The 25,613-nt window shown below is 67.8% G+C and carries 28 protein-coding genes; 10 read left to right on the top strand and 18 right to left on the bottom strand.

The genetic code is table 11. The annotated features are described in order from the left end of the window. Nucleotides 1-241: 241 nt before the first annotated feature. Entirely contained in the window at nucleotides 242-835 is a 594-nt protein-coding gene (locus tag D0Y85_RS14925) for a mechanosensitive ion channel family protein (RefSeq protein ID WP_025879067.1), read from the bottom strand. Between the two features lie 35 nt (nucleotides 836-870). Continuing rightward, on the bottom strand, nucleotides 871-1,050 hold the full coding sequence (locus D0Y85_RS14920; protein ID WP_117310988.1) for a hypothetical protein: 180 nt from the start codon (nucleotides 1,048-1,050) through the stop codon (nucleotides 871-873). A gap of 126 nt (nucleotides 1,051-1,176) precedes the next feature. Here D0Y85_RS14920 and D0Y85_RS14915 point away from each other — a divergent pair, with 126 nt between their 5' ends. Genes D0Y85_RS14915 through D0Y85_RS14905 form a run of 3 tightly spaced genes read left to right on the top strand, consistent with a single transcriptional unit; the run spans nucleotide 1,177 to nucleotide 3,167 of the window. Next, entirely contained in the window at nucleotides 1,177-1,755 is a 579-nt protein-coding gene (locus tag D0Y85_RS14915) for an RNA polymerase sigma factor (protein ID WP_032977116.1), read from the top strand. Continuing rightward, a complete protein-coding gene (locus tag D0Y85_RS14910) occupies nucleotides 1,752-2,276 on the top strand; it encodes a hypothetical protein (protein WP_117310987.1) in 525 nt (174 codons plus the stop codon). Before D0Y85_RS14915 ends, D0Y85_RS14910 begins: the two co-directional genes overlap by 4 nt. A gap of 12 nt (nucleotides 2,277-2,288) precedes the next feature. After that, nucleotides 2,289-3,167 carry a DUF4097 family beta strand repeat-containing protein gene (locus D0Y85_RS14905; RefSeq protein ID WP_117310986.1) on the top strand — a complete coding sequence of 293 codons (879 nt, stop codon included), beginning with the start codon at nucleotides 2,289-2,291 and terminating at the stop codon, nucleotides 3,165-3,167. Between the two features lie 49 nt (nucleotides 3,168-3,216). Here D0Y85_RS14905 and D0Y85_RS14900 read toward each other — a convergent pair whose 3' ends face one another. The 3 genes from D0Y85_RS14900 to D0Y85_RS14890 form a co-directional block, all read right to left on the bottom strand. Next, complete coding sequence (locus tag D0Y85_RS14900; protein WP_025879072.1) at nucleotides 3,217-3,399, bottom strand: hypothetical protein; 183 nt, start codon at nucleotides 3,397-3,399, stop codon at nucleotides 3,217-3,219. Between the two features lie 11 nt (nucleotides 3,400-3,410). Further along, the gene (locus tag D0Y85_RS14895) at nucleotides 3,411-3,659 is read right to left on the bottom strand and encodes a YkgJ family cysteine cluster protein (protein WP_229291395.1); all 249 of its coding nucleotides are present in this window, start codon (nucleotides 3,657-3,659) and stop codon (nucleotides 3,411-3,413) included. Nucleotides 3,660-3,934: 275 nt separating this feature from the next. Continuing rightward, nucleotides 3,935-5,296, bottom strand: a complete 1,362-nt coding sequence (locus D0Y85_RS14890) for an Hsp70 family protein (RefSeq protein ID WP_117310985.1) — start codon at nucleotides 5,294-5,296, stop codon at nucleotides 3,935-3,937. Nucleotides 5,297-5,475: 179 nt separating this feature from the next. On the opposite strand from D0Y85_RS14890, the gene D0Y85_RS14885 reads away from it, so the two are divergent. Further along, a complete protein-coding gene (locus tag D0Y85_RS14885; RefSeq protein WP_117310984.1) occupies nucleotides 5,476-5,811 on the top strand; it encodes a zinc ribbon domain-containing protein YjdM in 336 nt (111 codons plus the stop codon). A 7-nt stretch (nucleotides 5,812-5,818) separates the two neighbouring features. Here the strand turns inward: D0Y85_RS14885 and D0Y85_RS14880 are convergent, their stop codons facing one another. Then, on the bottom strand, nucleotides 5,819-6,976 hold the full coding sequence (locus D0Y85_RS14880) for a transglutaminase domain-containing protein (protein ID WP_117311948.1): 1,158 nt from the start codon (nucleotides 6,974-6,976) through the stop codon (nucleotides 5,819-5,821). Between the two features lie 229 nt (nucleotides 6,977-7,205). Between D0Y85_RS14880 and D0Y85_RS14875 the strand changes: the two genes are divergently transcribed. From D0Y85_RS14875 to D0Y85_RS14860, 4 genes are all read left to right on the top strand, one after another. Continuing rightward, entirely contained in the window at nucleotides 7,206-7,808 is a 603-nt protein-coding gene (locus D0Y85_RS14875) for a hypothetical protein (RefSeq protein WP_117310983.1), read from the top strand. Nucleotides 7,809-7,857: 49 nt separating this feature from the next. Continuing rightward, nucleotides 7,858-8,037 (top strand): oxidoreductase-like domain-containing protein, encoded by a 180-nt coding sequence (locus D0Y85_RS14870; protein WP_099844378.1) that lies wholly within the window; start codon nucleotides 7,858-7,860, stop codon nucleotides 8,035-8,037. Continuing rightward, nucleotides 8,034-8,651, top strand: a complete 618-nt coding sequence (locus D0Y85_RS14865) for a DUF998 domain-containing protein (protein WP_049467943.1) — start codon at nucleotides 8,034-8,036, stop codon at nucleotides 8,649-8,651. Before D0Y85_RS14870 ends, D0Y85_RS14865 begins: the two co-directional genes overlap by 4 nt. A gap of 96 nt (nucleotides 8,652-8,747) precedes the next feature. Next, a complete protein-coding gene (locus tag D0Y85_RS14860; protein ID WP_275897131.1) occupies nucleotides 8,748-10,082 on the top strand; it encodes an AcvB/VirJ family lysyl-phosphatidylglycerol hydrolase in 1,335 nt (444 codons plus the stop codon). Nucleotides 10,083-10,176: 94 nt separating this feature from the next. On the opposite strand, the gene mprF is transcribed toward D0Y85_RS14860, so the two are convergent. Beyond that, on the bottom strand, nucleotides 10,177-12,741 hold the full coding sequence (gene mprF, locus D0Y85_RS14855; protein WP_080148311.1) for a bifunctional lysylphosphatidylglycerol flippase/synthetase MprF: 2,565 nt from the start codon (nucleotides 12,739-12,741) through the stop codon (nucleotides 10,177-10,179). 192 nt (nucleotides 12,742-12,933) lie between these two features. On the opposite strand from mprF, the gene D0Y85_RS14850 reads away from it, so the two are divergent. Continuing rightward, nucleotides 12,934-13,281, top strand: a complete 348-nt coding sequence (locus D0Y85_RS14850) for a RidA family protein (protein WP_025879081.1) — start codon at nucleotides 12,934-12,936, stop codon at nucleotides 13,279-13,281. 82 nt (nucleotides 13,282-13,363) lie between these two features. Here the strand turns inward: D0Y85_RS14850 and D0Y85_RS14845 are convergent, their stop codons facing one another. The 10 genes from D0Y85_RS14845 to D0Y85_RS14800 all read right to left on the bottom strand — a co-directional run bounded on the left by D0Y85_RS14845 (nucleotide 13,364) and on the right by D0Y85_RS14800 (nucleotide 23,479). Further along, nucleotides 13,364-13,738 (bottom strand): hypothetical protein, encoded by a 375-nt coding sequence (locus tag D0Y85_RS14845; protein WP_117310982.1) that lies wholly within the window; start codon nucleotides 13,736-13,738, stop codon nucleotides 13,364-13,366. Between the two features lie 630 nt (nucleotides 13,739-14,368). Then, nucleotides 14,369-14,782, bottom strand: a complete 414-nt coding sequence (gene rnfB / locus D0Y85_RS14840) for an Rnf electron transport complex subunit RnfB (RefSeq protein WP_032952130.1) — start codon at nucleotides 14,780-14,782, stop codon at nucleotides 14,369-14,371. A 24-nt stretch (nucleotides 14,783-14,806) separates the two neighbouring features. After that, complete coding sequence (locus tag D0Y85_RS14835) at nucleotides 14,807-15,397, bottom strand: HAD family hydrolase (RefSeq protein WP_025879084.1); 591 nt, start codon at nucleotides 15,395-15,397, stop codon at nucleotides 14,807-14,809. A gap of 76 nt (nucleotides 15,398-15,473) precedes the next feature. After that, nucleotides 15,474-17,546, bottom strand: coding sequence for a methionine--tRNA ligase (gene metG, locus D0Y85_RS14830; protein ID WP_117311947.1), 2,073 nt, complete (start codon nucleotides 17,544-17,546; stop codon nucleotides 15,474-15,476). A 102-nt stretch (nucleotides 17,547-17,648) separates the two neighbouring features. Then, the gene (locus D0Y85_RS14825; protein ID WP_117310981.1) at nucleotides 17,649-18,098 is read right to left on the bottom strand and encodes a DUF2147 domain-containing protein; all 450 of its coding nucleotides are present in this window, start codon (nucleotides 18,096-18,098) and stop codon (nucleotides 17,649-17,651) included. Between the two features lie 387 nt (nucleotides 18,099-18,485). Then, nucleotides 18,486-18,890: a VOC family protein gene (locus D0Y85_RS14820; RefSeq protein WP_032975068.1), complete on the bottom strand. Its 405-nt coding sequence runs from the start codon at nucleotides 18,888-18,890 to the stop codon at nucleotides 18,486-18,488. After that, the gene (locus tag D0Y85_RS14815; protein ID WP_117310980.1) at nucleotides 18,887-19,957 is read right to left on the bottom strand and encodes a serine hydrolase domain-containing protein; all 1,071 of its coding nucleotides are present in this window, start codon (nucleotides 19,955-19,957) and stop codon (nucleotides 18,887-18,889) included. Before D0Y85_RS14815 ends, D0Y85_RS14820 begins: the two co-directional genes overlap by 4 nt. Nucleotides 19,958-19,973: 16 nt before the next feature. Then, entirely contained in the window at nucleotides 19,974-21,917 is a 1,944-nt protein-coding gene (locus D0Y85_RS14810) for a DUF885 family protein (RefSeq protein ID WP_117310979.1), read from the bottom strand. A gap of 96 nt (nucleotides 21,918-22,013) precedes the next feature. Next, nucleotides 22,014-22,799 carry a queuosine precursor transporter gene (locus tag D0Y85_RS14805; protein ID WP_117310978.1) on the bottom strand — a complete coding sequence of 262 codons (786 nt, stop codon included), beginning with the start codon at nucleotides 22,797-22,799 and terminating at the stop codon, nucleotides 22,014-22,016. Then, on the bottom strand, nucleotides 22,796-23,479 hold the full coding sequence (locus tag D0Y85_RS14800) for a DUF502 domain-containing protein (RefSeq protein WP_032975065.1): 684 nt from the start codon (nucleotides 23,477-23,479) through the stop codon (nucleotides 22,796-22,798). Before D0Y85_RS14800 ends, D0Y85_RS14805 begins: the two co-directional genes overlap by 4 nt. Before the next feature lie 84 nt (nucleotides 23,480-23,563). Between D0Y85_RS14800 and D0Y85_RS14795 the strand changes: the two genes are divergently transcribed. Further along, on the top strand, nucleotides 23,564-24,835 hold the full coding sequence (locus D0Y85_RS14795) for a hypothetical protein (RefSeq protein WP_229290093.1): 1,272 nt from the start codon (nucleotides 23,564-23,566) through the stop codon (nucleotides 24,833-24,835). 7 nt (nucleotides 24,836-24,842) lie between these two features. On the opposite strand, the gene D0Y85_RS14790 is transcribed toward D0Y85_RS14795, so the two are convergent. Next, the gene (locus tag D0Y85_RS14790) at nucleotides 24,843-25,562 is read right to left on the bottom strand and encodes a hypothetical protein (protein WP_117310977.1); all 720 of its coding nucleotides are present in this window, start codon (nucleotides 25,560-25,562) and stop codon (nucleotides 24,843-24,845) included. Between the last annotated feature and the right edge of the window lie 51 nt (nucleotides 25,563-25,613).

Raw genomic sequence — 25,613 nt, 5'->3', positions numbered from 1 at the left:
TCGACACCTACCAGCAGCAGCGGAGATATGTCGAAGGCGGGGTGGGGCCGGTGGCAGGGGCGTGAGCCGCATGGATGCGGCGACCGAGCTTACATGGACGTACTTGCAGCGGCCCCTGCCACCGGCCCCACCCCGCCATCCCACAGGAATGCCGCTGTTGCTGTTGCTGCTGAGGTTGCCGGCCAGCGGCCGGCACTACAGCCTCTGCGGGTGCAGGGCGCCGCCCTGCCGAACAACCCCCTCAGCCGTCGCCCTGGATGCCGCCGGGCGCCTGCGTCGGGTCGCGCCAGCGCCGCACCGTGCGCTGGAAGAACAGGTTGTTCGGCAGCTGCAGCACCGTGCCCTCGTGGCCGTTGCCGGTTTCCTGCAGCGTGGTGTAGATCAGGTTCACGTCGATCACCCGGCCCTTCAGCCCGGGCTTTTCGCCGTTCTCGAGCACTTCGATGTAGTCATGCAGGCGGAACGGCCGCGTGGTGAAGATCAGCAGCGTGCAGAAGATGTTGGACAGCACGCTCCAGGCCGCGAAGAACGCCACCGCGCCCACCGCAGCGAAACCGGTGAAGGCCGTCCACAGCACCGAGGGCGATGCACCGAGCAGGCTGAGGATGTACAGCACCGCGCTGAAATAGACCACGAAGCTGGTGATCCGGCGCGCGCCCATCACCATTTCCGGCGGCAGCGTGTAGTGGTCGGCGAAGCGGCGGATCAGGCGCCGCGCCAGCACCCGCAGCAGCCAGGCGGCGAGCAGGGTGATCAGGATCTGCAGGGCGATCCCGATGTCATGCAGCCAGGGGTGGGTCCAGGCGGGCAGGTGGTCCTTCAGCGACAACATCATGGGGCGACAACGTGTGACGGAAACGGGGCTTGATGTTACCCGGCGCGTGTCGTCGTTTCGACCGCCTGTGCCCAGGCAAGGCAGACAAGGTCCTGTTTGTGCTGCTGCAGGCAGGCGCGGCCGCTTTCGGCACGCCAGTGCAGGGAAACGTCGAACGCCTGCAGCAGCATGCAGGCCGCGATCGCCAGCAGGGCGGCGCAGGAAGGGCTGGACATGGGAGGCTCCTGGCCGGGCAGGCCTGCGGGGGACCTGTGATGGATGCAGCCAGGCGCGAAAAGGTTGCAACGGAAGAGCCCTCCGGAAGATCTAAACCTTTTTCCGGCAGGCCGCATCCAACGGATATGCTCGACACCACCATGCCCGCGCCGCCTGCCGCCAACGACGTCGTCGACGAAACCGCCTTGGTACGTGCAGCGGCGGCCGGCGATACCGCTGCCTATGAACAGCTGTATCGGCAGCATGCGCCGCGGGTGTTTGCCACCCTGTGGCGGCTGTGTGGCGGGCAGCAGGCGCGTGCCGAGGATGCATTGCAGGAAGCGTTCCTGCAGGCATGGAAGGCACTGCCCGGCTTCCGTTTCGAGAGCAGCCTGTCGACCTGGCTGCATCGGTTGGGAGTGAACGCCGCGCTGATGGAACTGCGCGGTCGTGCCGCCGGGCATGACCATGACAGCCTGGACGACGTGGACGGTGGGCTGCCGGAGATGGCGGTGCATGACGGCTGCGCCGGCACCGAACGCGACCTGGAACGCGCGTTGGCGACCCTGCCGCCGCGCGCACGTGCGGTACTGGTGCTGCACGATATCGAAGGCTGGAAACACCATGAAATCGCCGGCCAGCTGCAGATGGCGGTCGGCAGTTCCAAAGCACAGCTGCATCGCGCGCGTGGCCTGCTGCGCGCGCGCCTGGGAGACATGACATGAGTACGCACGACCCCGATCACGACCTGCTGGCGCGCCTGCGCGCCCTTCCCGCGGAACGCAGCGCACCGGCCGATGGCTGGGAACGCCTGTCGGCGCGGTTGCCACCCCGCGAGCCGGTTGCCGTGCAGGCGCCGTTGGACAACGTGGTGGCCTTGCCACTGCGCACCCGTCGACGCTGGTGGCTGCCGGTTGGCGCGGCGTTGGCAGCCAGCCTCGCGCTCTACGCGGTGGCGCCGTGGCGGCACGCGCCCGAGTCGCTGCCTGCACCCAGCGGCCTGCAGCTGCAGGCCGATGCGATGACCGAACAGTACCGGCAGGCAGTGGCGTCGCTGCCTGATGGCACTGCGCCGGAGTGGCAGCCCGCGCTGCATGAACTGGATCGCAGCGCGGAACAGATCCGCGCCGCGATGGCGCAGGACCCGCGTGCGCCGCACCTGCTTGGACAGCTCAAGCGGACCTATGCGCTGCGGCTCGAACTGACCCGGCAGGCGGCCCAGGCCGCCTCCGGTCTGACAACCTGAGGAGACCCCCCGATGCGAACCCTTTTCCCTCTCTGCGCGGCCCTGCTGCTGGTGCCCGCCATGGCGCTGGCCGATACACGCGTCGATGAACGCCACAATGTTGCTGCAGGCGGCCGCATCGAACTGAGCAACGTCGCTGGCAAGGTGACCGTACGCGGCTGGGACCGCAATGACGTGCAGCTCACCGGCACGCTCAGCGACGGCCTGCAGCTGCGCCAGGAAAAGAGTGCCAACCGGGTGCGCTGGGAAATCGAGTATCCGCGACGCGGCAACAGCGGTGGCGCCACCTTGACCCTCAACGTGCCGCGCTCGGTGGAGCTGCTGCTGAGCACGGTCAGTGCCGACCAGGACATCAGTGGCGTGGACGTGCGGCGGCTGCAGGCAGATACCGTCAGCGGCAACCTTGCCGCCGCCGGTCGTAGTGGCGACAGCGTGCTCAACACGGTCAGCGGCAATGTCACTGCGCGGTTGCAGACCCCACGGCTGGACGTGAACACGGTCAGCGGTCGGATCGAGGCCGGCGGGGGCGTTTCCGGGGAGATCGGGGCGCAGACGGTGTCTGGCCGGGTAGGCGTCGATGCCGGTCGCATCCAGCGTCTGGTGGTGGAGACGGTATCCGGAGGCATCGACCTGTCGGCGACCGCCTTGGCACCAGGCGGGCGCATCAACGTCGAGTCGGTCAGTGCCTCGGTCAGCCTGCGCCTGCCGCGCACGGTGTCGGCGCAGCTGTCAGTGAACAGCTTCAGCGGGTCGATCAACAGCGACGCCGGCAAGGTGGAGCGGCCGCGCTATGGGCCGGGCAGCAGCCTCGATGCGCGGTTGGGCAGCGGCGACGGCGATATCCGCGTGCAGTCGCACTCGGGTAGTGTGCAGGTGCGCCTGGACCGCTGAGCGCGGCCCGGCAGGCCGCGGCGGCAGCGCCGCCGCGGTCGGGGGAGGGTCAGCTGGCTTTCTTCAGCGCCCAGGTGGTACCGAGAACTTCAATCTTGCCACCGCTCTTGCGGAACGCGGCCAGGTCGGAGGCGATCGAGTCGCTGTTGACCACGGTGCTGGCGGATGCGCCCTTGCGTTCGCTGCGGATGCTGTTGCTGGCCTTCGCGGGGGTCTTTGCCTTGCGGGGCATGGTTGCTCCTGTCAGGTGGAAGGGGAGGAAAGCGCGCAGGATTCAGCCTGGCGCAGGTAGTCCTGCCGCTCGCGGCGGCAGTCGTCGCCGCCCATCGAAAACTGGCGGCAGATCGCCGGGCGCTGCGAATAGATCGTGCAGCGCAGGTGATACGGATCGATCGCCGCGCACCAGCCTTCCTCGTTGCGCGCCATCACGGCACGGCCGTGTGCATCGCGCGACAGGAACTGGCCAGGCACGTGGTCGCCGGGCTGCAGCAGGACCGGCAACCGGCAACAGACCGCGTCACAACGGCGGCAGTCGATGGGTGCTGGTTCAGCGTCAGGTTGTACGGCCACAGGGGCCTGGCGGGTGCCCAAAGCGGGTCTCGATGGCGGCTCGGGTAATACGCGGACCATGATCGAGCCAGAGGGCATGGTCGCCAGACCCGCTGGGCGGGTCAGGCTGCACCATGGGTACACACACCGGCGAGGCCAGCGGAAGGTGCAGCGGTTTTCCAGCCGGCCAAGGGTAGCTCAGACCGCGTAACGTTTTGTTAATCCCGGCTGGCTGCCGCCAGCGCGAGGCCCTGGACGACCCCCAGCGAGGGCTCGCCGTGCACCATCCGGGCGCCCGGGAACGCCTCGGCAGCGGCCTGCCGCAGGTAGCCGGCGCGGGACATGCCGCCGGTCAGGAATACCGCGTCAGGGTCGCCGCCGATGTCGCTGCGGACCTGGGCCAGCAGTTCGCGGATCTGACTCAGGTAGCCATGGGCGGCGGCGGCCAGGCCGTCGGCGCTGTTGTCCACGTGCAGGTCGCGGGCGATGTAATCCAGCGTGCTGCGGTGTTCGCTGGCACCGCTGAGGGCGATCTTGGCGCGCTCGACATCGCGGTACAGGCGGGCGGTGTTGCCGGTGTCCTGCAGCGCCTGCAGGCGCGCGCCCCACGGCGCGTCGACGTTGTCGTAGTTGTGCTGGCGGAACTCGCGCTGGCGGGTCATGTCCTGCACGGTGGCCGCTTCCACGTAGTGGTGGGTGGGCACGCGGGTGATGCCGCGGCCGAACAGCGGCATGTAGCCGGACAGGCTCAGGGCCAGGTCGATATCGGTGCCGCCGCGGGCAATACCCCAGGCACGGTGGATGCGCGGGGCCTGGCTGCCGCCCACTTCGGCGTGCGCGATATCGGTGGTGCCGCCGCCGATATCGACGATCACCGCCTGATGGCGATCGCGGCTTTCAGCGTGGTAATGCATCGCTGCGGCGGCAGGCTCTTCAAGGAAATCGATGTGGTCGAAGCCGGCCTGGCCGGCTGCTTCGCGCAGGATGTCCAGGGCCTGGTCGTTGCCGGCCTCGCCGATCGAGCTGCGGAACTGCACCGGGCGGCCGAGCAGGGCGCTGCGCAGCGGCTGGCCGACCTGGGCGCTGGCGGTCAGGCGGATGTGTTCGAGGATGTGCGCGGCAATGCCGGTGATGGTCTGCCGCGCGCGTGGGTGCAGGTTGTAGCCGAGCATGGACTTCGGGCTCTGCACGAGGTTGCCTTCGTGCTCCTCGAAATACGCTTCCAGCGCGTCGTCGCCATAGACGGCGTTCTGCAGCAGGTCGCTGGCGCTGCGTTCCTTTCCGGCGCGAGCCTCCATCCATTCCCGGCGCAGGGCGCGCAGTGCCTCGCGGCGTAGGGCCTGTGGCGTGCGCTCCTGGCCAGCGGCGCGGGCTGCACGGGCGGCGCTGTCGATCAGCTGCTGCAGTTCGTGTTCCTGCGCGGCGTCGAGCTGGAAATCGTCCGGGTCGGGCACCACGCCGGGGAAGTACACGCTGGTGCGGAACTGTTCGGCCTCGCCGAAGCGGATCGGCAGCAGCTTCCCATCACGCACGATGGCGGCGGCGGAGTTGCTGGTACCGAAGTCGATGCCGAGGCGCATGGGGAGGTCCGGGGACGATCAGGGGCCGCGCACTCTGCTGGAGTTTGCCGCGCGCTGCAAGTTCCGGTGCCTGCCTCGGGCGGGGTGGGGCGAGGTCCGGTCCGGACCGACGTCGGAAAATGAATGAAAAGGCCGGGCGGTTACAATGGCCGCTGTTGATTCATTTTGAGGTACTTGCAATGTCTTCTGTTCCCGCCTGCCCGCAGTGCACCCTGGAAAACACCTATGCCGATGGCGCGCTGTGGATCTGCGCCGACTGCGGCTTCGAGTGGACGACCGAAGAAGGTACCGGTTCGACCCTGGTCGTGCGTGACAGCAACGGCAATACCCTGCAGACCGGCGACACCGTCACCGTGATCAAGGACCTGAAGGTCAAGGGCTCCTCAATCCCGCTCAAGCAGGGCACCGTGATCCGCAACATCCGCCTGGTCGAAGACGATGCCGAGCACATCGAGGGCAACTCGGACAAGATCAAGGGCCTGGTGCTGAAGACCTGCTTCCTCAAGAAGGCCTGATCGCGCCTCAGCGCTTGGCCTGCTGCGCCCGCCAGCGGGCCAGGCTGTCCAGCTTGGCCTGGTAGCGTGCCTGCTGCGTTGATCCGCCCAGTTCCTGCGCCCGCAGCAGTTCGCGGTCCGCACGCTGCAGCCGGCCCGTCAGGAAATACACCCGCGCCAGGCCGAAGTGGAACTGGTGCGCGGTGTCGTACAGGCGCACCGCCCGCCGGTAGTACGTGATCGCCTTGTCCAGGTCGCCAGCGCGTTCGGCCTGGGCACCCTGCATGTACTGCGCGAACGGGTCCTCGCGCTGCACCGACTGCAGCTTCTTCTGCATGGCTTCCGCCTGCGCCGTAATGCCCAGCTTGCGATAGAGCGCACTGGCGTTGTTCAGCGCTGCACTCTGGCGTCCGTCCAGGCGCAACGCCGTGTCCAGCGCCGTGCGGGCCGCCTGGTCATCGCCCAGGCGGTTGTCGAGCACGCCGATGTTGTTCCATGTCGAGGCGAACTCCGGGTCCTGCGCCAGCGCGGCATCGAAGAAGGCACGTGCTCCTCTCAGGTCGCCATCGGCCAGCTGCTCCGCGCCCCGGTTGTTGTAGTAGTGCGCCAGCGCCCGTTCGCGGCCAATCGGTTGTGGCCCGTGGCGGTCGTACAGCACGTTGCGGTCCAGGTCGACCGTACCGTAGCGGCCACCGACATCCACGCCGGCGTTGACGTGCCCGACGTTGTAGACCACGCCCTGGTCCTGGTCCTGGTACCACGACACCACCTGGCCGACTTCCTGCACCCGCGCCTGGATGCCGGCCTCACGGGCGAGGGTGACGAACAGCAGGGTGAAGGCGAGGCAGTTGGCGCGCTGGTGCTGCCAGATCTCGCTGACGGTGTAGGTCGCATCGGCGTCGTACTGCAGGTCCAGGCCGTGCTGGCTGAAGATCATCTCCACCAGCGCCTGCAGGCGCTGGTCGCGCGAGTAGCTGCGGCTGATCACCTGCTTCTGCAGCATCTCGCGCATCGCCGGCGGGATCGCGAGCACCTGTTCGGGTGTCGGCACGCTGGCGGCGGTGACCTTTACGGTGGAGATGGTCGGGATGGCGGGCGCAGCGGCTGGAGCATCCTGCGCGGACAGGGCTGGCGCGCCGAGCGCGAGCAGTGGCAGGAAAAAGCATCGGGCGGCAAGACGGCGCATGACGGTTTCCGGCAGCGGCGGGCGCTCCCGCCTGCGGCCAGTGTAGACCCGCGCGTGGCGGTCCGCATCCACCGGCGATCGGCGCTGCGCTTCGTCCACAGCCGGTGTGGACCAGCACGCGACAAACCTGTGGACAACTGTCCTGCGCCCTTGCCCGGCACGGGATGTGAGTGGCTGGTGAAAAAACAGCCAGCTTGCCCGGCGGTGCCAAGGGCGGGATCATCCCTGCATGGACTTCGCCCCGCTGACTCTCGCTCCCGCGCATTGGCAGGCTCTGCAGGATGCCTATGCGACGCCACCGCGCGCCTATCACCACTTCGGCCATGTGCGCGCGGTCCTGCAGCATTGCCAGGAGGTGGCTGCGGGTCCGGGCTGGCAGCAGCCGGCCGAGGTTTATCTGGCAGTGCTGTACCACGATGCGATCTACCAGGCCGGCCGCAAGGACAACGAGGCCAGGTCGGCCGCGCTGGCCCTGCAGGCGATCGCGGACTGGCCCGAGCTCGCATCGGTCGATGCCGGCCGGGTCGAGCAGTTGATCCTGCTCACCGCCCACCATGGCGAGCTGGGCCCGGCCGATGTCGATGCCGAAGCGGCACTGTTCCTCGACTGCGACATGGCGATCCTGGCGGCACCCGAGGAGGTGTTTGCCGCGTATGACCGCGGCGTGGCCGAAGAGTACAAAGGCGTGGTGCCGGGCTTTCTGTACCGCGCCGGACGCCGCCGCTTCCTGCAGGGGCTGCTGCGCGCGCCGCGGATCTTCCTCAGCGACTTTTTCGACCAGCAGCTTGATGCCGCCGCGCGAGCCAACCTGCGCCGCCAACTGGGCGCCTGAGCGCGCCGCTACACTACCCACCTGCCATTGCGTGGTGTTGTTTGCAGCCGTGACCGTCTCCGATACTCCTGCCGATCCCCGTCCGCTGCCCCCGGAAGAACCCGGCCCCAACGAATGCTGCGGCAGTGGCTGCCCGTTGTGCGTGCTCGACCTGTACACCGAGGAGCTGCAGCGTTACCGCAAGGCGCTGGCTGAGTGGCAGGCCCGGCATCCGGACGCTGGCCCATGACGCGGGCCCGTCCGGCCGCGACGCTGGCGCTGGTGGCACTGCTGTTGTTCGTGGCGACCGCGTTGTGGACGCAGTTCGCGCGGGCCGATCTGGATTGGGTGAAGGCCACCTTGAGCCTGTACCTGCATGGGCCGTGGGGCCTGGCGCTACGCAGCGCCTACTGCCTGCTGGCACTGGCCATCGCCGTGCTCGGCATCGCGTTGTATCGGCACAGCGTGGGGCCGCGGCGCAGCGCAGCGGCACCGCTGTTGTTCTGCGTGGCGGCCGTTGGCCTGGCCACCGTCGCCATCGGTGACAGCTGGCTACCCGCGGCAACGCCGTTGCTGGCGCCGTTGATCCACGGCCTGGCCGCCAATACCGCCTTCCTGTGCGCCAGCGTCGGCATGCTGCTGCAGGCCTGGTACCTGCGCCGCGAGCCGGGCTGGCGGGGCAGTGCGGCGCTGTTGTGGGGCTGGGCCTGGCTGGCCTTCGTGCTGCTGTGGGTACACGTGCTGTGGCGCGGTGGCCCACCCCGCGGGCTGGGGCAGAAACTGGTGATCGCGGTGATCGTCGGCTGGCTGCTGTGGTTGGCGCTGGCACTGTATCGCCGCGGACGTGCCGCCGGCACCCGCTGAATCAACCACCTGCCCGATTGCAGGGCGCCTGTACCGGTACGTGCCGTGCACGCAGCAGCGGCGTATCGTGTGCGCATTCCAACGGGATGCGAAACGATGCGTGCAGGGCTGGGCAGGGCGATGGGACTGGTGTTGGCGCTGGCGGCGGTGCCAGCGGTGGCGTCAGTGCAGCAGGTCAGCCATGGACGTTTCGATCAGGTGCCGGTGCATGTTCCGGCCGGGGCACCGCAACGGGTGGTGATCTGGTTCCATGACGGCGCCGACGCCGATGACAGCCGCATGCCGATTGAAGCGCTGCGCGCCGATGGTGCACTGGTCGCATCGGTGGATGTGGCCCACCTGCGTGGCGTGCTCAAGCGCGAAGGCAACAGCAGCTGCGCGTTCGGCGCGGGCGATGTCGAGAATTTCTCGCGTTGGGTACAGGCGTTCCTGCATCTGCCGGGGTATCACCTGCCGTTGGTCGGCGGCAGCGGCGAAGGCGCCGAACTGGCCTATGCGCTGGCAGCGCAGGCCGACACCCAGGTCTTTGCCGGCCTGCTGACCTCGGGATTCTGCCCGGCACATGTGCACGAGCGCATGGTCTGCGGTGATGGCGTGAAGCATGACCGCCTGCAGCCCAGCGAACTGAATTTCCCGTGGTTGAACGCGGCCGGCGCGCCGGGGTGCTCGACCAACAGCGCTGGCCCGTTCGTGCAGCAGGTTGCGATGGCGCGTGAATTCAAGCGCACCGCCGCTGGCGATGCGACACCGGGGCTGGTGGCCGCCGCGCGGGTGATCGGCGCGCAGGCCGGGGTCGCGCTGGCACCGCCTCCGGATGCCCTGAAGGGGCTGCCGGTAGTGGAAGTGCCGGCGCAGGGCAGCGGTGACACCTTGGCGGTGTTCGTTTCCGGCGATGGCGGCTGGGCCGGCCTGGACAAGGACGTGGCCGGCGCTCTGGCCGAACATGGCGTGGCGGTGGTTGGCATCGATTCGCTGCGTTACTTCTGGAGCGAACGCACGCCGCAGGGATTCGCTGTCGATCTGCAGAAGATCATCGGCCACTACCGCCAGCAATGGCAGCGCGACAAGGTGATGCTGATCGGTTTCTCGCAGGGCGCCGACGTGCTGCCAGCCACCATCAACCAGCTTGATGCAGGCACCCGCGCCGGCCTAGAGCGCATCGTGCTGCTGTCGGTGGGCAGGAATGCCGACTTTGAATTCCATGTCAGCAACTGGCTGGGCGGCGGTGGCGACGGCCTGCCGATCGCGCCGGAAGTGGCGAAGCTGCCGGCGGCCAGGACCCTGTGCGTGTACGGCGACAAGGACGAGGATGCGCTGTGCCCCGATCTGCCGGGCAACGACGGCGTGCACAAGGTCAAGTTGCCCGGTGACCATCACTTCGGCGGTGACTACGATCGCCTGGCCGAGGTGATCCTCAAGGGCGGCGCGTAATCGGTCTCATGGGACCACCGCCGGGCATGGCCCGGCGCTACCCGTGCGGACGATCCATCAGGTAGCGCCGGGCCATGCCCGGCGGATCGGGGCGTCAGTTGCGCCGCGGGTCCAGCGAAATCAGCCGCGTGGCATCCAGCAGTGCAGCCGGCAGGTGCATGCCGCCGGGCGCGGCCAGGTAGCGCGGTCGCCACTGCGGATCGAACTTCGACTTGAACCTGCGCAGGCCGCTGAAGCCATAGAAGCGCTCACCATGCCGTGCGAGCAGGCCGGCCAGGCGGTTCCAGCGACCGGCCAGGCGGTGCTGGGCCAGGCCGGACAGCGGTGCCATGCCCAGCGAGAACCGTGCATAGCCCTGCGCGCGGCCCCACAGGAACAACTCGATGAACAGGAAATCCATCGTGCCCTTCGGTGCATCGTTGACATGACGCATCAGATCCACCGACAGTTCGGCGCCTGCCGGTGCCTGCCACAGGTTGGCAAAGGCCACGATCCGACCTTCAGCTTCGACCAGGGCGATCGGGAAACGCACGAGATAGTCCGGGTCGTAGCTGCCCAGCGAGAAGCCTTTCTCGTCGCCTGACTTGTCCTCCAGCCAGGCGTTGGAAATCGCATGCAGGCGTGGCAGCAGGGCAGGGATCTCTTCCGCCGGTGCTACGCGGAACGACAGCCCGCCGCGCTTGCCACGGTTCCAGGCTTGCCGCAGGTCGGCACGCTCGCGGCCTTCCAGGCCGAAGTCGTGCAGCGGCACCATGGCCTCTTCGCCCAGCTTGACCAGGCCCAGGCCGAGATCGAGATAGGTCTGCCAATATGCTTCGCCCACCTGGTAGAACACCGGGCGCAGTCCGAGCCGGTCGGCTTCTTCGCGGAAGCGCCAGATCAGTGCGCGCGCCACCTCCGGTGGCCCGACCGGATCACCCATCGCGATCAGCGAGCCGCCGTAGCGCTGCATCATCACAAAGCCCTTGTGCTGCTCATCGCGCAGCACCGCCTTGTCGGCAGTCAGCACCAGGCAGGCCTGGGTGTCGGTGGCGCCGGCCAGCACCGGTGCCAGCGCCTGCAGGGTTGCGTCGTCGGCAGGCGGCAGCGGGCTGCGCGTGCTGTGCAGCAGCCGCGCCAGGCCGAACATCACCAGCGCCATCGCCACCAGCAGCAGTGCACGCAGCGCGCGCGGCGCATTGCCGGACACGGCGAACTGCCACCACAGCTCGTTCTGGTATTCGACGTGGCTGTAAGTGAAGAACAGCAGCCACGTCACCGCCACCAGCACCAGGCCGAGGTTGCGCAGCCATGGCCACGACCAGGCTTCGTCCAGCAGCGCGCCCTGGCGATAGAACTCGCGCCGCGCCGCCCACAGCGCCATCGCCACCAGCAGTGCCGACAAGGCGATCAGCGGTTGGCCACCGCGCAGCCAGATCGGCAGCGGCGCGATCACGCAGATCGCCATCGCCAGCATCCAGGCCGCGTGGCTGCGGCGGGCCAGGCCCTGGCCGATCAGCAGCAGGGCGACGCCGGCCAGGCTGCCGATCAGGTGCGAGGTTTCCAGGATCGGCAGCGAGGCATTGATCAGGTGCCGTCGCGGTGTGGGCAGGGTGCCGTCGATGACCAGCGCGGCACCGACACTGAAGGCGGCCAGCGCGATGATCTGCGGCAACCACGGACGCAGCGCGTACCAGCCGGCGCGGGTGGCACCTGCGCTGGCCTGCAGCGGCTGCCGCAGCGCGGGCGCCAGGGCCAGCACGGTGGCCAGCAGCAGCGGCAGCACGTAATAGCTGACGCGGTAGATCAATGCCGCCGCCAGTACTGCAGCCGGCGCCACCTGCGGTAGCAGCTTCAGCAGGCTCCACTCGAACACGCCAAGGCCGGCCGGCACGGTCGACACCAGGCCGGCCAGCACGGCGACCAGATACAGGCCGACGAAACCGGGCAGGCCGGTCGGCGTGGAATCGGGCAGCAGCACATAGAACGCGGCACTGGCCAGGACCAGTTCAACCACGCTCAACACGGTGACCCCGAGCATGGTGCGCCGGTCGGGCAGCCACAGGCCATGGCCGAAGATGCGGAACTGGCGACCGTTGCGGCCGACCAGGACGAAGGTGGCCGCATAGGCGAGCAGCGCGACGATGCCGACCACGCGCACCGCGCCGGGGTCCAGCGGCAGCGCAAGCGCGGCCGCGGCCGGCTCCATGCACAGCGCAACGCCGATCAGCAGCCACGCGCCGAAGATGAAGCCGAGCGTGCTCATCAGCACCACCTGGCCGATCTGCGCCAGGTCCAGGCCGGCACTGCGGTAGCCGCGCAGGCGCACTGCGCCGCCGGTGAGGGCGGCAAAGCCCACGGTCTGGCCCAGGGTGTGGGCGAGGAAGGCGGTGATGCCGATCCGTGCCGGGTGCACGCGGATACCACTGCGGCGCAGGCCGATCGCATCGAAGCCGATCAGGCAGGCGTAGCTGGCCAGGCCGAGCAGCACGGTCAGCGCGATCTGCGCAGCGCTGAGCTCGCGGAAGGCCTGGCGGATGGCGCGGTAGCCATGCTCGTCGAATTCGCCGGCCAGCCCATGCAGGGCCAGCGCGAGGATCAGCAGCGGGACGACGATGGTGACGACCCGCTTCCAGGTCGGTGTGGAAGGGGAGGCAGTGGAATCGGTGGGTGCGGTCATCGGCGCAAGGGTGCGTCAGAAAGGGCGAGGGCGGTGTCAACGCAGGCGTGGCGCATCGTGCGCCTGTCCACGCCGTTTGACCAGCACTGCCGCTGTGCTGGTGGTGGCGGTATCCAGTGGCCGCACCGGGCACACACTTCCAACGCCGGCTGGGTGAAAATGCAGTCCAGACCACCCGCAGGAGCCACGCCCATGATGGAGCGTTACGACGTCGGACCGCGCATGTCCGAGATGACCGTGTACAACAAGGTCGCCTACCTTTCCGGCCAGATTCCGGAAGACACCAGCCAGGACATCACCGGCCAGACCCGGCAGGTGCTGGCCGAGATCGACAAGCTGCTGGCGCTGGTGGCCAGTGACCGCCAGCACGTGCTGCGTGCGGAGATCTTCCTGGCCGACATGGCCGATTTCGAGGGCATGAACAAGGCGTGGGACGAGTGGGTGGTGGAGGGCGCGACCCCGGCCCGTGCCACGGTTGAAGCCAAGCTTGCGCACGCCGAATGGAAGGTCGAGATCATCGTTACGGCGGCAGTGCCGTAATGACCGGACAGGGGTCAGATCCCTTTTCCTCCGGAAAAGGGATCTGACCCCGTTTGCCGGGGGGCTGACGCTGCAACATCCGTTACAGCTGCGGCTGCAGTCGTGTGCTTGCCTGCGTGCACAAGGCCAGGCAGGCCAGCATCAGGCCTTCCATGACCCGGTCGCCGACGTACTCCTGCGGCGCGCCGTTCTGCCGGGTGCGTTCGGCGGCCAGCAGGACCTCCTGCACCACGCGCAGCCCGGCCAGCGCGCAATCGGCATCGGCCAGCGCCATGCACCGGCTGGGAAGTTGATGCCGCTCCGGCCACGGCTGACCGTCAGCGGCGGCGCCGGTACCGATGCGCCGCAGGGTCGCAACCAGCGTGGTGGGATCAAGCGCTGGCGACGGTTCCGTGTCCTCGTCGGCGTCTGCCGGGCCGAGGTAGGCGTGCAGATGGGGCAAATCCGATGCGTTCATGGCAAGGCTCCGTGCAGGACAGACGGTAGCCGCCACTCAAAGGTGGCGGACGGAGACGTGGCTCGAAAACCGGTGTCGAACGCTCCGGCTGGCCCGAAGGCCCCCACGCCCCGCCCGCCATGACCGGCAGACGGATTGCCAGCCGGCGCCACGCAAGGTGACGCCGGCTGGCAAGCGTAAACAACGTTCGACAAAGCGGGTTTTCGAAGCCCGGCCACCTTTTTTCGGTGGCTCATCATCTGTAAACCTGCTGCTGCGCAATGCCAATCAGACGAGTTGCATTGCTCGCACCATCAAGACGCTTTCAGCATTTTTGCATGCTGTTGAAGGGCCTCAAGCGCAGCTGGCGCAGGGGGGCGCGAATGATCGAGCAATCTGCGACAGACATCCTGATTCGGCAGTTGCCAGCGTGCACGGTAAAGGTCGATTGCGACGAGGGTTCATGACATCGGACAGATAGTGCGGACCAAGGTCCGCACCCACCAATACCCCAGCCATGGCATTGCAGTTGCCCGCCCACCCGCCCAGATCATCAAACCCAGGCAGCCGACGCTCCCAGCTGTTGCCGTTGCTGTTGTTGTTGCTGTTGCTCTCAGCGCAACGCGACGCCGCGGCGTCGCAAAAAAAAACCTACACCAACACCAGCTCGATGCAATCCACCGGGCACGGTGGAATACACAACTCGCACCCCGTGCACAGATCGGCAATCACCGTGTGCATGTACTTCGCCCCGCCGACGATCGCATCCACCGGGCACGCCTGTATGCACTTGGTGCAACCGATGCAGTCAGCCTCCACGATCAACGCCACCTGCGGCGGCTTGTGCTCGCCCCGGCTGCGATCGAACGGCAGCGCCGGCACCCCCAGCACCTGCGCCAACGCCCGCGCACCGGCATCGCCGCCCGGCGGACAACGATCCACGCCCGCCTCGCCACGTGCCATCGCCTGCGCATACGGGCGACAGCCGTCGTAACCGCATTGCCCGCATTGGGTCTGCGGCAGCAAGCGGTCCAGGCGTTCGGTCAGGGGCGGAATCAGGCTCATGCGTGGCGAAGGCTGCGCGTGTGGTTACTTCAGGGGTTTGCCGCGGTACCAGCGCTCGTGCGCCAGGGCCAGCATCGGACGATCCTCGGCGCTGTCACCGTAGGCATGGATGCGTGTGTAACGTGACAGGTCGAACTGGCGGCGGATGTGCTCGACCTTGCGCGGACCACAATCGCCACCGGCGTAGCGGCCGGTCAGGCGCCCGCTTTCGCTTTCCAGCCGATTGCAGATCAGCTGCAGGCCCAGTTGTTCGCACCACGGCCGCAGGTACAGGTCCAGTGAACCGGACACCACCACCACGGTGTGCTGCTGCTCCTTGTGCCAGCGGATCTGCTCCAGCATTTCCGGACGCACGACATCGGGCAGGAACTCGCGGGAGAAGCCCGCAGCCAGCGTCTCGATGTCATCGGCGTGGCGCTCGCTGAAGGTCAACCGGGTCACCCGTGCGCGGATGCGCTCGGCGGAGATCAGTTTCAGCTTGTAGGCCAGCAGCCACGGGCCGACTTTCCACCAGGCCTGTGCCAGCTGTTCGGCGGTGGCGACCCGGCGCAGGAAGCGGCCATAGGTGTCGCAGGTGGTGACAGTGTGGTCGAAGTCGAACAGCGCCAGTTCCAACGCAGCATCTCCCATCACGGTACCTCCCTTCGCGGTGCTCATGACCGGGCGCGGCCAGGGCCGCGCCCGTACTGCATCAACGAACCGGCATGCCCGGCTGCGCGCCGCTGTCGGCGTCCAGCAGCGCCAGCGCGCCGCCATCGAAACCGGCCGACAGGATCATGCCTTCGCTCAGGCCGAAGCGCATCTTGCGCGGTGCCAGGTTGGCGATGAACACCACGCTGCGGCCGACCAGCGCTTCCGGCTCGCCGTAGCTCGCGCGGATGCCGGAGAAGATCTGGCGCTTGCCGAGGTCGCCGGCATCCAGTTCGAAACGCAGCAGCTTGTCCGAGCCTTCCACGAACTCGCACACCAGCACCTTGCCGATGCGCAGGTCGAGCTTGGCGAAGTCGTCGATGCCGATGTAGGCCGGCGCGTCGGCGCTCTTTGCTTCTTCCTTGGCCACCACCGGTGCGGCGGGCTTGCTTGCTTCAACCTTGGCAGCGGGGGCGGCGGCGGTCAGGGTGTCCTTGGAGGCGTCGATCATGGCGTCAATCTTCTTCGGGTCGATACGGGTGAACAGCGGGGTGTAGTCGGTGATGCGGTGGCCCAGCAGCGGCTGCGCCAGCTCGGTCCAGTCATTCACCGGCGCGGCCAGGAAGGCCTCGGCCTGCGCCGCGGTGGCCGGCAGCACCGGCTTCAGGGCGGTGACCAGTACGCGGAACAGGTTCAGGCCCTGGCTGCAGACCGCCTGCAGCTGCGCATCGGCGCCTTCCTGCTTGGCGATCACCCACGGCTTGACGTCGTCGATGTAGCGGTTGGCTTCATCGGCCAGGGTCATGGTCAGACGGATTGCCGCGGCCGGGTCGTTGCGCTCGTATGCCTCACGGATCGGCGCCAGGCCATCGACGAAGCGCTGGTACTGCGCCGCGTCGGGCAGCTGCGCGGCCAACTGGCCATCGAAGCGCTTGCTGATGAAACCGGCGCAGCGGCTGGCGAGGTTGACGAACTTGCCGACCAGATCGGCGTTGACGCGCGCGATGAAGTCGCCCAGGTTCAGGTCGAGGTCGTCGACGCCACCACCGGACTTGGCGGCGAAGTAGTAACGCAGTGCCTCCGGCTCCAGGCCGGCATCGAGGAACGTACGCGCCATCACGAAGGTGCCGCGCGACTTGCTCATCTTCGCGCCATCGACGGTCAGGTAGCCGTTGACGTGCAGGCGGGTCGGCGCGCGGTGGCCGGTGCCGTGCAGCACCGCCGGCCAGAACAGGCCATGGAAATTGACGATGTCCTTGCCGAGGAAATGATGCAGCTCGGTGCTGGTGCCGGCGCGCAGGTGCGCTTCGAAGTCCTCGCCGATCTTGCCGCACAACGTCTGGAAGCTGGACAGGTAGCCGATCGGCGCGTCCAGCCAGACGTAGAAATACTTGCCTGGCTGGCCGGGAATCTCGAAACCGAAGTACGGTGCATCGCGCGAGATGTCCCACGCACGCAGGCCGCCTTCGGCGTTGAGCCATTCACCCAGCTTGGCCTTCACGCCCGGCAGGGCGACATCGCCGGCCAGCCAGTCGCGCAGGAAGCCGTCGAAGTGGCCGACCTCGAAGAAGAAGTGCTCCGAATCGCGCATTTCCGGGGTTGCCCCGGAGATCACCGAGCGCGGCTCCTTCAGGTCGGTCGGCGCATAGGTGGCGCCGCAGACCTCGCAGTTGTCGCCGTACTGGTCGGCGCTGCCGCAGTTCGGGCAGATGCCCTTGACGTAGCGGTCGGGCAGGAACATGCCCTTGGCCGGGTCGTAGAACTGCGCCACCGAACGGCGGCTTATGTGGCCGGCCGCTTCCAGCTTCAGGTAGAACGCTTCGGTCAGCGCCTTGTTGGCGGCGGAGTTGGTCGAGTCGTAATGGTCGAAGGCGACGCCGAAAGCGGCGAAATCGCGCTCGTGGCTGGCCTGGATGTTGGCGATGAAGGTTTCCGGGGTGACCCCGGCCTTTTCCGCAGCCAGCATGATCGGCGTGCCGTGGGTGTCGTCGGCGCACACGAACCAGGCCTTGCCGCCACTCATTCGACGCGCCCGCACCCAGATGTCAGCCTGGATGTAGCCGACCAGGTGGCCCAGGTGCAGCGGGCCGTTGGCGTAGGGCAGGGCGGTGGTGACGAGCGCGGTACGGGTCATGGTCACGGGGTGCAGCCAGGGGGAACCGGGGATTATCGCATGCCCGCAACGCGGTGACCCGGCCGGAGCCGGGTCACCAGGGCATTGCCGGGGCCGGGACGCTTACTCGCGGACCCAGGTCTGCGCGCGGCAGATGAAGGCGATGCAGCCGGACACGTCCAGCTTGCCGCCGCCCGGCTGCAGCTCGATCTTCGAGCGGTAGGTCTTGCCGTTGGCCGGGTCGAGGATGGTGCCACCGGACCACTTGCTGGTGGTGCCCTTGTCCTGGCTCAGGTTCCAGAGAATGGTCATGCCCTTCACCGGCTTGTTCTTGTTGGCGCCCTCGCAACCATCGCAGACCGGGTTCGGCCCCTTGTCCGAGTGCAGGATCTCGACCACCTTGCCGGACAGCGTGCCGTTGGCGGCCTGGCTGATCTCGACGATCGACTTCACCTTGCCGGTCTTGTCGTCGATGGTCTTCCAGCGGCCGGTGGCACTGTCGGCGGCCTGCGCGGAGAGCGCGGCCAGGCACAGCGGCAGCGCCAGCAGCAGGGTCTTGAAGGTCTTGCGCATGGTCCCCTCCCAGGGTTCATTCCGGCACGATGCCGGTACGGGTCGACTGTATACCCATTCGGCGGGGTATGGGGAAGGGGGGGCTTTGGCCGGGCTGCGCCCGGCACCCGCAACTGCAACTGCAACTGCAACTGCAACGGCAACGGCAACGGCGTGCATTCCGTGGGATGGCGGGGTGGGTCCGGTTGCGGGGGACGCCGTAAACCCATCCATGGGGGCTTGGCCGCGGCATCCATGCCGCGGACACCCCCGCAACCGGACCCACCCCGCCTTCGACAGGTTTCCGCGATCGGTTGGAATGGCGTTGCCTGCTCTTGGTGGGTGTCGACCTTGGTCGACACGCAGATCCACGCCATGCGTGGATGAACTTCCGCGATTGAAAATCGCTCAGCCGGTCTCGTACAGCTCCAGCGGCAGGTCGTCGGGGTCGGCGAAGAAGGTGAAGCGGCGGCCGGTGTATTCGTCCACGCGGATCGGTTCGCATTCCACGCCGTGGCGGGCCAGACGTTCGACGAAGGGTTCCAGCGCGGCTACCCGGAACGCGAGGTGGCGCAGGCCCTGGGCTTCGGGGCGGCTGGGCCGTGCGGGGGGCGAGGGGAAGGAGAACAGCTCCAGCTGGCCGCCATCGGGCAGGGCCAGGTCCAGTTTCCATGAGTCGCGTGCCGCGCGGTGGTTCTCGGCCAGTATGCGCAGGCCCAGCACGCGCACGTAGAAGTCTTTCGAGCGGGCGTAGTCGCTGCAGATCAGTGCGGCATGGTGGATGCCCAGCAGGCCGGTGGTCGTGGTGGTCATTGCAGGGTGTCCAGCCAGCGCTGGGCGATCTTCTGCGCCAGCGGATAGGGTTCGGGGGCGTTGCGGTTGCTCAGCACGATGACTGTCAGGTGCTTGTCCGGGTAGCGCAGGATCACATTGCGGAAGCCGATGCTCTCGCCGCTGTGCCAGTGCATGCGGCCGTTCAGGCGCCAGCCGAAACCGTAATGCGGCACGTCCGCTTCGGTGGTGGTGGTGGCCGGGCTGAACATGGCCTTGCGTGATGCGGCCGACAGCAGGCGGTCGTCGTACAGGGCTGCGTCCCAGCGGGCGAGGTCGTCCAGCGAGGAGTAGATGCCACCGTCGCCGAGCACGGCGCTGGTGGTGCTCTGGTCGGTGCGCTGCCAACGTCCGTCAACTTCGCTGTAGCCATAGGCCCGCTGCGCGACCTGGTCGATCCCGTCCTGGTGGGCGACGGTGTGCGCCATGCCCAGCGGCTGGAAAATGCGCTGCTGCAGGAAGCTGGCAAAGTCGCTGCCGGCGGCGCGGCCGACGATCAGCGCCAGCAATGCGTAGCCGCTGTTGCTGTAGCGGTACTGGCTGCCGGGTGCGAAGGCGAGTCGATCTTCGCGGGCCAACAGCGCCAGCACATCGGTGTCGTGCACCTGCCGGGTGTCGGCAGGGTCCATCAGGTCTTCGTAGTCCAGCAGGCCGCTGGTGTGCGACAGCAACTGGCGCAGGGTGATGCCGGCAGCGGCGGGCGGCAGCTCCGGCAGCCAGCGCCGCGCGGGCTGGTCCAGCGCCAGGCGGCCGTCCTCGACCAGCAACAGCACCGCCGCAGCGGTGAACTGCTTGCTGACCGAGGCCAGGCGGAAGTTGCTGGCCGGCGTGACTGCGCTGCCATCTTCAACCACGGCCAGGCCGTAGCCGCGACGGAACACCGGCTGCCCGTCGTGCAGCACCAGCACCGCCGCGCCCGGCACCTGGCCATCGTAGGCCTGCATCAGCCCATCGATGCCTGCATCCGGCGGTGCCAGCGGTGCCGCTGCCAACGCTATCGACGGCAGCAGAGCGAGAACCGTGGCACACAGCAGGGCGGCAGGGCGCATGGCAGCTCCGTGACAGTCAGGGCGCGGGCGCAGGCGTTGCAGCGGCCGGCTGTGCCAGCCAGCGTTCGATCTTGTGGTCCAGTACATCCAGCGGCATCGAACCGTCCTTCAGCACTTCGGCATGGAAGCGGCGCAGGTCGAACGCAGCGCCCTGGCGTGCCTTGGCCTTGTCGCGCAGGGCGATGATCGTGGTCAGGCCGGCGACGTTGGACAGCGCCTGGCCAGGCTGGGCCATGATCCGTTCCACTTCCGCGTTGGCATCGTCAGCGCTCATGTCCACGGTTTTCTGCAGATAGGTCACGGCCTGCTGCTTGCTCCAGCCCTGCGCATGCACGCCGGTATCGGCGACCACGCGCGCGGCGCGCAGCAGGCGCGAATACAGATAACCAATGCGGTCGTACGGATCGGTGTACACCCCGAGCTCGTCGCCCAGGGTTTCCGCGTACAGGCCCCAGCCTTCGACGAAGGCGAGATCACCGCCGAGACGGCGGAAGCGCGGCAGCTTGGTCAGCTCCTGCTGCAGGCCCAGCTGCACATGGTGGCCGGGAATGGCTTCGTGCAGGTACTGCACCGGCACGTTCCAGCGCTTGCGGCTGGGCAGGTCGCGGGTGTTGACGAACAGCACGCCGGATTGTCCCGGCGGAGACGGCTGGTAGGAGGCTGCGGCGGCGGTCATGGCACGCTCCGGTTCCACTGCACGGATCTGCAGCGGCGCCTTCGGCAGGGTGTCCAGTACCTGCGGCAGACGTGCATCTACCTGCTGCTGCACCTGCCGGTAACGGTTGAGCAGCGCGTTGGCATCGCTGTACTGGAACTGGCGATCGTTGCGCATGCCGCGCAGCAGCTTGGCCTGCGAACCGCGCAACTTGCCGTCGCGCATCACCGTGGTGATCTGCGCCTGCAGCTCCTGCACGCGCTGCTCGCCCAGCGCATGCAGCTGCGCGGCGGTCTGCTGGCTGGCGGTGGTCTGCACGATCAGGTTGGCGTACCAGGCCTGGCCGTCGGGAAGTGCACCAAGGCCGCTGCTGCTGCGCGTGGCAGGCAGGTATTCGGTGGCGATGAAGCCACGCAGGGCGCGGTAGGCCGGCATGATGCGCAGTTCGATCATGCGCTTGTACTCGGCGCTGATGCGCGCCTTGTCTTCGGCGGAGATGGACTCGGGCATGGTCCGGATCGGCGACCAGAAGATGCTCTCTTCGGCGGTCGGCTTGATCACCGCGTCCAGCTGCGGCAGTACCTTTTCCATCAGGTCGCGCGGCTGCACCACGCCGGCCTTCATGCCCTGGCGCATGTTGTCGATGGCCTGCTCGAACAGGTCGGGGATGCCCAGCGAGCGTCGCGACCAGGTGTCGTAGTCCTTGGCCGTATTGAACGGCTGTGCGCCAGCACCGGCGCCGAGGATGGCCATGATGCTGCCGACGTTGTAGTACTGGCTGATCGGCATCATCCAGCTCGGATAACGTTCGGCGGCCAGCGAAGCGCGGGCATCACGCACGAAGATCTCGTAGCTGAGCAGGTCCTGCCCCTGCAGGCCGTCGCTGCCGATCTTCTCGACCTTGCCCAGCCATTCGGTGGTGAAGTCGTGCGATTGCTGGCGCCACGCGGCAGAAAGGATGTTGGGCAGCTGGTCGTTGTAGCGCGGCTCGCCCTGGAAGGTGGCCTGCAGCGGGTTCAACCGCATGGAGGCATCCCAATATTCGTCGTACAGCCGCTCCAGCTGCACCTGCTTGGGCACCGCACGGGCAGGGGCGACCGGGCGCGGCGCGGCGCGGCGCGCCGAACTGCCGCGGGCGGGCGTGGTGGCACGTGTGCCGGCGCGGGCCTTCGGCTTGGCCGCCTGGCGGGTCTGCGCGGCGGCGGGGCGGCTGCCCTTCTTCTTCGCTGCTTCGGCCGGGGGAACGGCGCTGAACAGGAACAACGCGGCGATGGCGGCGGCCAGGACGCGGGGGGAATACGGCATCAAGAAGCTTCCGTGGAACACAGACCGTGGAGCTTGCACGATCCGCGCGCGTACGGCCAGCGTGGGGGCGCAGTCAGCTTGCGCGTCGCTGGGGCTTCAGTCAGCCGCGGCCGCAACGCGCAGGTCGGCGGAGCGGTGTTCGCCCAGATAGCGGGTGATTGCACGCCGCATCAGGTACAGCAACGGAATCAGGGCAACCGCAAAGCCCATCTTGTAGACATAGTTGACGCTGCTCACTGCCAGGAACAGCGATGTCGGCCAGTGCTGCGGGCCGAGCACGAAGGCGATCCAGATCACCACGAAGCTGTCCACCAGCTGCGAGACCGCAGTGGAACCCGTGGCACGCAGCCATACATGGCGCTCGCCGGTTGCCTGGCGGATGCGGTGGAACACCGCCACGTCGATCAACTGGCCGAACAGGAACGCCACCAGCGAACCGGCGATGGTCCACATGCCCTGTCCGAACACCGCCGCAAAGGCGGCCTGGTAATCGGGCACGCCGTGGGCATCCATCGAGGTCACCCACCAGCTGGCCGGTGCCAGCGAAATCGCCGCGAAGGCGAACAGGAAGCCGTAGGCGATCAGCACCACCGCCAGCCACGAGATGAAACGCACCCCGCGCTTGCCGAAGAATTCGTTGATGGTGTCGGTCATGATGAACACCACCGGCCACAGCAGCGTGCCGGCGGTGAAGCTCAACGAGCCGGTCTGGCCGAACAGGTTCCAGTTCAGCGGATCGATGCCGAGGGTGTCTTCCAGGGCAAAGATCTTCACCCCGATCAGTTCGGCCAGCACCGCGTTGCCGCAGAAGAACGCAGCCAGCACGATGAACAGCAGGACCGCGCGGTCCTGCAGCGGGCGCGCGTGCGACGCCTCGCTCATTCGGAACGATCGCCGGCGCGGGTGAACGGAACGCTGGCTGGTGCCACTGCACCGCCGGAAATGATGAAGCTCATTGCCTGGTCCACCGTCCAGTCGGTCGGGGTGAGCAGTTCGACAGGCACGATCTCCAGATAGCCCGAGGTCGGGTTCGGCGTGGTCGGCACATAGACGGCCGCCAGTTCGCGGTCGGTGCCCTGTTCCTTGATGACCCGGGTGACCAGGCCCACCGACTTCATGTCGCGGTGCGGGAAGTCGATCAGCACCACGCGCTGGGTACTGCCCGGCTCGGTCTGCAGCATGTCCAGCAGCTTCTTGGCGCTGTCATAGATGATGCTGGCCAGCGGAATGCGCTTGATGACCGCGCCGACCCAGCGCAGCAGGCGCTGGCCGACCACGCGGCGGCTGGCCACGCCCACCGCCAGGATCACCAGCAGGGTGGCCAGCAGGGCAATGGTGTTCTGGATCCATTCCGCGCGGACCCAGCCGAGGTAATGCGGGAAGCTGGTCGCGATCTGTTCGGACAGCGGCACCACCAGCGGGCTGGAGATGCCCGACAGCAGCACGAACACGAATTTGACCACCACCCAGGTCAGCCAGATCGGCAACAGGGTCAGCAGGCCGGTCAGGAACAGGCGCTGCAGGGAGGGGCGGGGAACCAGGGCGGGGGCATCGAGCGACATGCGCGCATTGTAGCGGTCACCGCTGCTCGTTTACGCTGCGGGTTGGAGGCGTTGGCCATGCAGGGAAAGGATGCTGTGTTGAGGATGCTGCGGTGGTTGGGCAGGGCAATGCTGGGGCTGCTGGTGATCGCCACCGCGGCATGGCTGCTGTCGAGGTTCTGGCCGTTGTCGGCCGACCAGCGGGAAGAGGTGCGCCTGCTCGAAGCCGCGCATCCCGGTGAAGGCAGGAACGGCTTCGCCCTGTTGTGGACGCTGCCTTTCGATGGCCTGGACCTGGCCCAGCGTGAGGCGGCATTGGCCGAAGATCTGCAGCGCTGGCAGACGGCGCCCACGCAGGCGTCGCATGCGTCGGTGCTGGCCGCCAGGCGAGCGCCGTTGAATCTGGACCGGTCAGGTCGTTGTGCAGTCGGACCGGTCGGCTGCCTGGCACAGGTACGCACTGATCCGCAGCGCTTCGCTGACGCCCACGCCGGGCATGCCGGCCTGCACGAGCGGCTGGCCCGGATGGCGGACTACGATCGCTTCGATTCCCCGTTCCGGCCCAGCGGAAACGAGCCGATGCCTCTGCCGGCCTATGTGCCGCTGCTGGATGGGGCAAGTGCACAGGCACTGGCCTATCTGCAGGGCGATGTGGCCGGTGCCATCGAGGGCAGCTGCAGTGCGGTGCAGTTTGGTCGGCGGATGATGCGGACCGGCAGCACACTGGTGGACGGCATGATGGGCGCCGCCGTGGTGCGGACCCATGCCGCGCTGCTTGGCGACATGCTGGCCGAGCAATCGCCGGATTACGCGCTGCCCGCCCCCTGCGAGGCGGCGCTGCAGCCACTGGACGTCGACGAACAGAGCCTGTGCCAGGCAATGCAGGGCGAATTCGCGATGAACAAGGCGGCGGTGGAAGCGTCCACGCAGACAGCGGGCAGCCGTCTACTGCTGGATCGCGACCACACCCTGGCCCGGATCGCCGGCAGTTTTGGCTGGGCATGCCGGCCCGCTGCAGCCAAGGCGCTGGCGGCCGACGTCCCGCTCCCTGTATCGCCACCCTCCCGCTGGGATGTGCGCTGCATGGCCAATCCGCTGGGATGCACGTTGAGTGCCATCGCCGGGCCGCACCATGCGCCGTACGCGGCGCGCAGCCAGGATACGGCGGCGATGATCCGCCTGCTCGGCGCGCAGCGCTGGCTGCGGCAGCAGCCCGGGCCCGCCGACGAGGCGCTGGCGCGGTTGCCGGCGCAATGGCGTTCGAACGCCCGCACGCCCGAGGTGTCTGCCGACGGCCGCTATGTGCAGGTGCTGCGGCGCGGGCCTGCGCGCGAAGGCGAAGGCCCGTATCTGTCGATGCCGTTGCGGGTTGATTGAGCCGCGCTCAGCCGCCGTCGCCGAGCGGATTGAACGCCCAGCCATCGCCGACGCTGTCCAGCGTCCAGCGCTTGCGGTCACGCAGGGGCTGCCAGCGCACCTGTTCCTCGTCGTCCTGCATGCTGCCTTCGGTCAGCTTCACCTTGCCGGTGGAGAAGTTCACGCTGAGGCCTTCGGTCTGCCCGGAATTGCGCATCATCGTATTGCGGTCGTAGCCGATCAGCGCGAAGTCGCCTTCCTGCCAGCGGAACGTGAACGTGGTGGTGCCCATCGACCAGCTGCCCGCGCTGGAGAACGAGTACAACCCCACCCGCAGTGCGCCGCGCTGGATCGACACGCCGGTGCCTTCGGCCAGCGCATCGCTGAGCACGGGCGAGTCCGGCCGCGGAATGAGCGTGTGGTTCTGCGCGGCCAGCACGTAACCGGACGGTCGCGCGAAGGCGATGGCGAGGATGCGCGGGTTGCTGTCATACGGCGAAGGACCAAACCCATCGTGTTCGATGATGTTGCGCGGGTCCTGCTGGCGCAGCACCAGCGCGAGGTCTGCGCGCCCGTCCTGGTCGAGGTCGCCTTCGATCCTGTATTCCAGCGTCCAGCCGGCAGGTACGAAACCCTCGGCCGTGGTGGCCTGGGCGGGCACGGCGGGATAGCGCACCGGCGGCACGTCCAGTGCAGTGGCGGCGAAGGGCAGGGCGGTCAGTGCCGCAACACGGAAGAAAAGGCGCATTGCAGCCTCCATGGCAGGGCTGCAGAGGATAGCCGGGCGTGCGCCGGCCCG

This window comes from Stenotrophomonas sp. G4 (genome assembly GCF_003428825.1).
Lineage (GTDB): Bacteria > Pseudomonadota > Gammaproteobacteria > Xanthomonadales > Xanthomonadaceae > Stenotrophomonas > Stenotrophomonas indicatrix.
This window is presented reverse-complemented; position numbering and strand designations above follow the sequence as displayed.

Excerpts from the sequence above, each read along its gene's own strand:
- D0Y85_RS14850 (WP_025879081.1), top strand. The coding sequence starts at position 12,934 with ATGATGGAGCGTTACGACGTCGGACCGCGCATGTCCGAGATGACCGTG.
- D0Y85_RS14880 (WP_117311948.1), bottom strand. The coding sequence starts at position 6,976 with ATGCGCCGTCTTGCCGCCCGATGCTTTTTCCTGCCACTGCTCGCGCTC.
- D0Y85_RS14910 (WP_117310987.1), top strand. The coding sequence starts at position 1,752 with ATGAGTACGCACGACCCCGATCACGACCTGCTGGCGCGCCTGCGCGCC.
- D0Y85_RS14865 (WP_049467943.1), top strand. The coding sequence starts at position 8,034 with ATGACGCGGGCCCGTCCGGCCGCGACGCTGGCGCTGGTGGCACTGCTG.
- D0Y85_RS14825 (WP_117310981.1), bottom strand. The coding sequence starts at position 18,098 with ATGCGCAAGACCTTCAAGACCCTGCTGCTGGCGCTGCCGCTGTGCCTG.
- rnfB (WP_032952130.1), bottom strand. The coding sequence starts at position 14,782 with ATGAGCCTGATTCCGCCCCTGACCGAACGCCTGGACCGCTTGCTGCCG.
- D0Y85_RS14845 (WP_117310982.1), bottom strand. The coding sequence starts at position 13,738 with ATGAACGCATCGGATTTGCCCCATCTGCACGCCTACCTCGGCCCGGCA.
- D0Y85_RS14920 (WP_117310988.1), bottom strand. The coding sequence starts at position 1,050 with ATGTCCAGCCCTTCCTGCGCCGCCCTGCTGGCGATCGCGGCCTGCATG.
- D0Y85_RS14805 (WP_117310978.1), bottom strand. The coding sequence starts at position 22,799 with ATGAGCGAGGCGTCGCACGCGCGCCCGCTGCAGGACCGCGCGGTCCTG.
- mprF (WP_080148311.1), bottom strand. The coding sequence starts at position 12,741 with ATGACCGCACCCACCGATTCCACTGCCTCCCCTTCCACACCGACCTGG.
- D0Y85_RS14795 (WP_229290093.1), top strand. The coding sequence starts at position 23,564 with ATGCTGCGGTGGTTGGGCAGGGCAATGCTGGGGCTGCTGGTGATCGCC.
- D0Y85_RS14890 (WP_117310985.1), bottom strand. The coding sequence starts at position 5,296 with ATGCGCCTCGGCATCGACTTCGGTACCAGCAACTCCGCCGCCGCCATC.
- D0Y85_RS14885 (WP_117310984.1), top strand. The coding sequence starts at position 5,476 with ATGTCTTCTGTTCCCGCCTGCCCGCAGTGCACCCTGGAAAACACCTAT.
- D0Y85_RS14810 (WP_117310979.1), bottom strand. The coding sequence starts at position 21,917 with ATGCCGTATTCCCCCCGCGTCCTGGCCGCCGCCATCGCCGCGTTGTTC.
- D0Y85_RS14925 (WP_025879067.1), bottom strand. The coding sequence starts at position 835 with ATGATGTTGTCGCTGAAGGACCACCTGCCCGCCTGGACCCACCCCTGG.
- metG (WP_117311947.1), bottom strand. The coding sequence starts at position 17,546 with ATGACCCGTACCGCGCTCGTCACCACCGCCCTGCCCTACGCCAACGGC.
- D0Y85_RS14860 (WP_275897131.1), top strand. The coding sequence starts at position 8,748 with ATGCGTGCAGGGCTGGGCAGGGCGATGGGACTGGTGTTGGCGCTGGCG.
- D0Y85_RS14790 (WP_117310977.1), bottom strand. The coding sequence starts at position 25,562 with ATGCGCCTTTTCTTCCGTGTTGCGGCACTGACCGCCCTGCCCTTCGCC.
- D0Y85_RS14905 (WP_117310986.1), top strand. The coding sequence starts at position 2,289 with ATGCGAACCCTTTTCCCTCTCTGCGCGGCCCTGCTGCTGGTGCCCGCC.
- D0Y85_RS14800 (WP_032975065.1), bottom strand. The coding sequence starts at position 23,479 with ATGTCGCTCGATGCCCCCGCCCTGGTTCCCCGCCCCTCCCTGCAGCGC.
- D0Y85_RS14815 (WP_117310980.1), bottom strand. The coding sequence starts at position 19,957 with ATGCGCCCTGCCGCCCTGCTGTGTGCCACGGTTCTCGCTCTGCTGCCG.
- D0Y85_RS14915 (WP_032977116.1), top strand. The coding sequence starts at position 1,177 with ATGCTCGACACCACCATGCCCGCGCCGCCTGCCGCCAACGACGTCGTC.
- D0Y85_RS14820 (WP_032975068.1), bottom strand. The coding sequence starts at position 18,890 with ATGACCACCACGACCACCGGCCTGCTGGGCATCCACCATGCCGCACTG.
- D0Y85_RS14900 (WP_025879072.1), bottom strand. The coding sequence starts at position 3,399 with ATGCCCCGCAAGGCAAAGACCCCCGCGAAGGCCAGCAACAGCATCCGC.
- D0Y85_RS14875 (WP_117310983.1), top strand. The coding sequence starts at position 7,206 with ATGGACTTCGCCCCGCTGACTCTCGCTCCCGCGCATTGGCAGGCTCTG.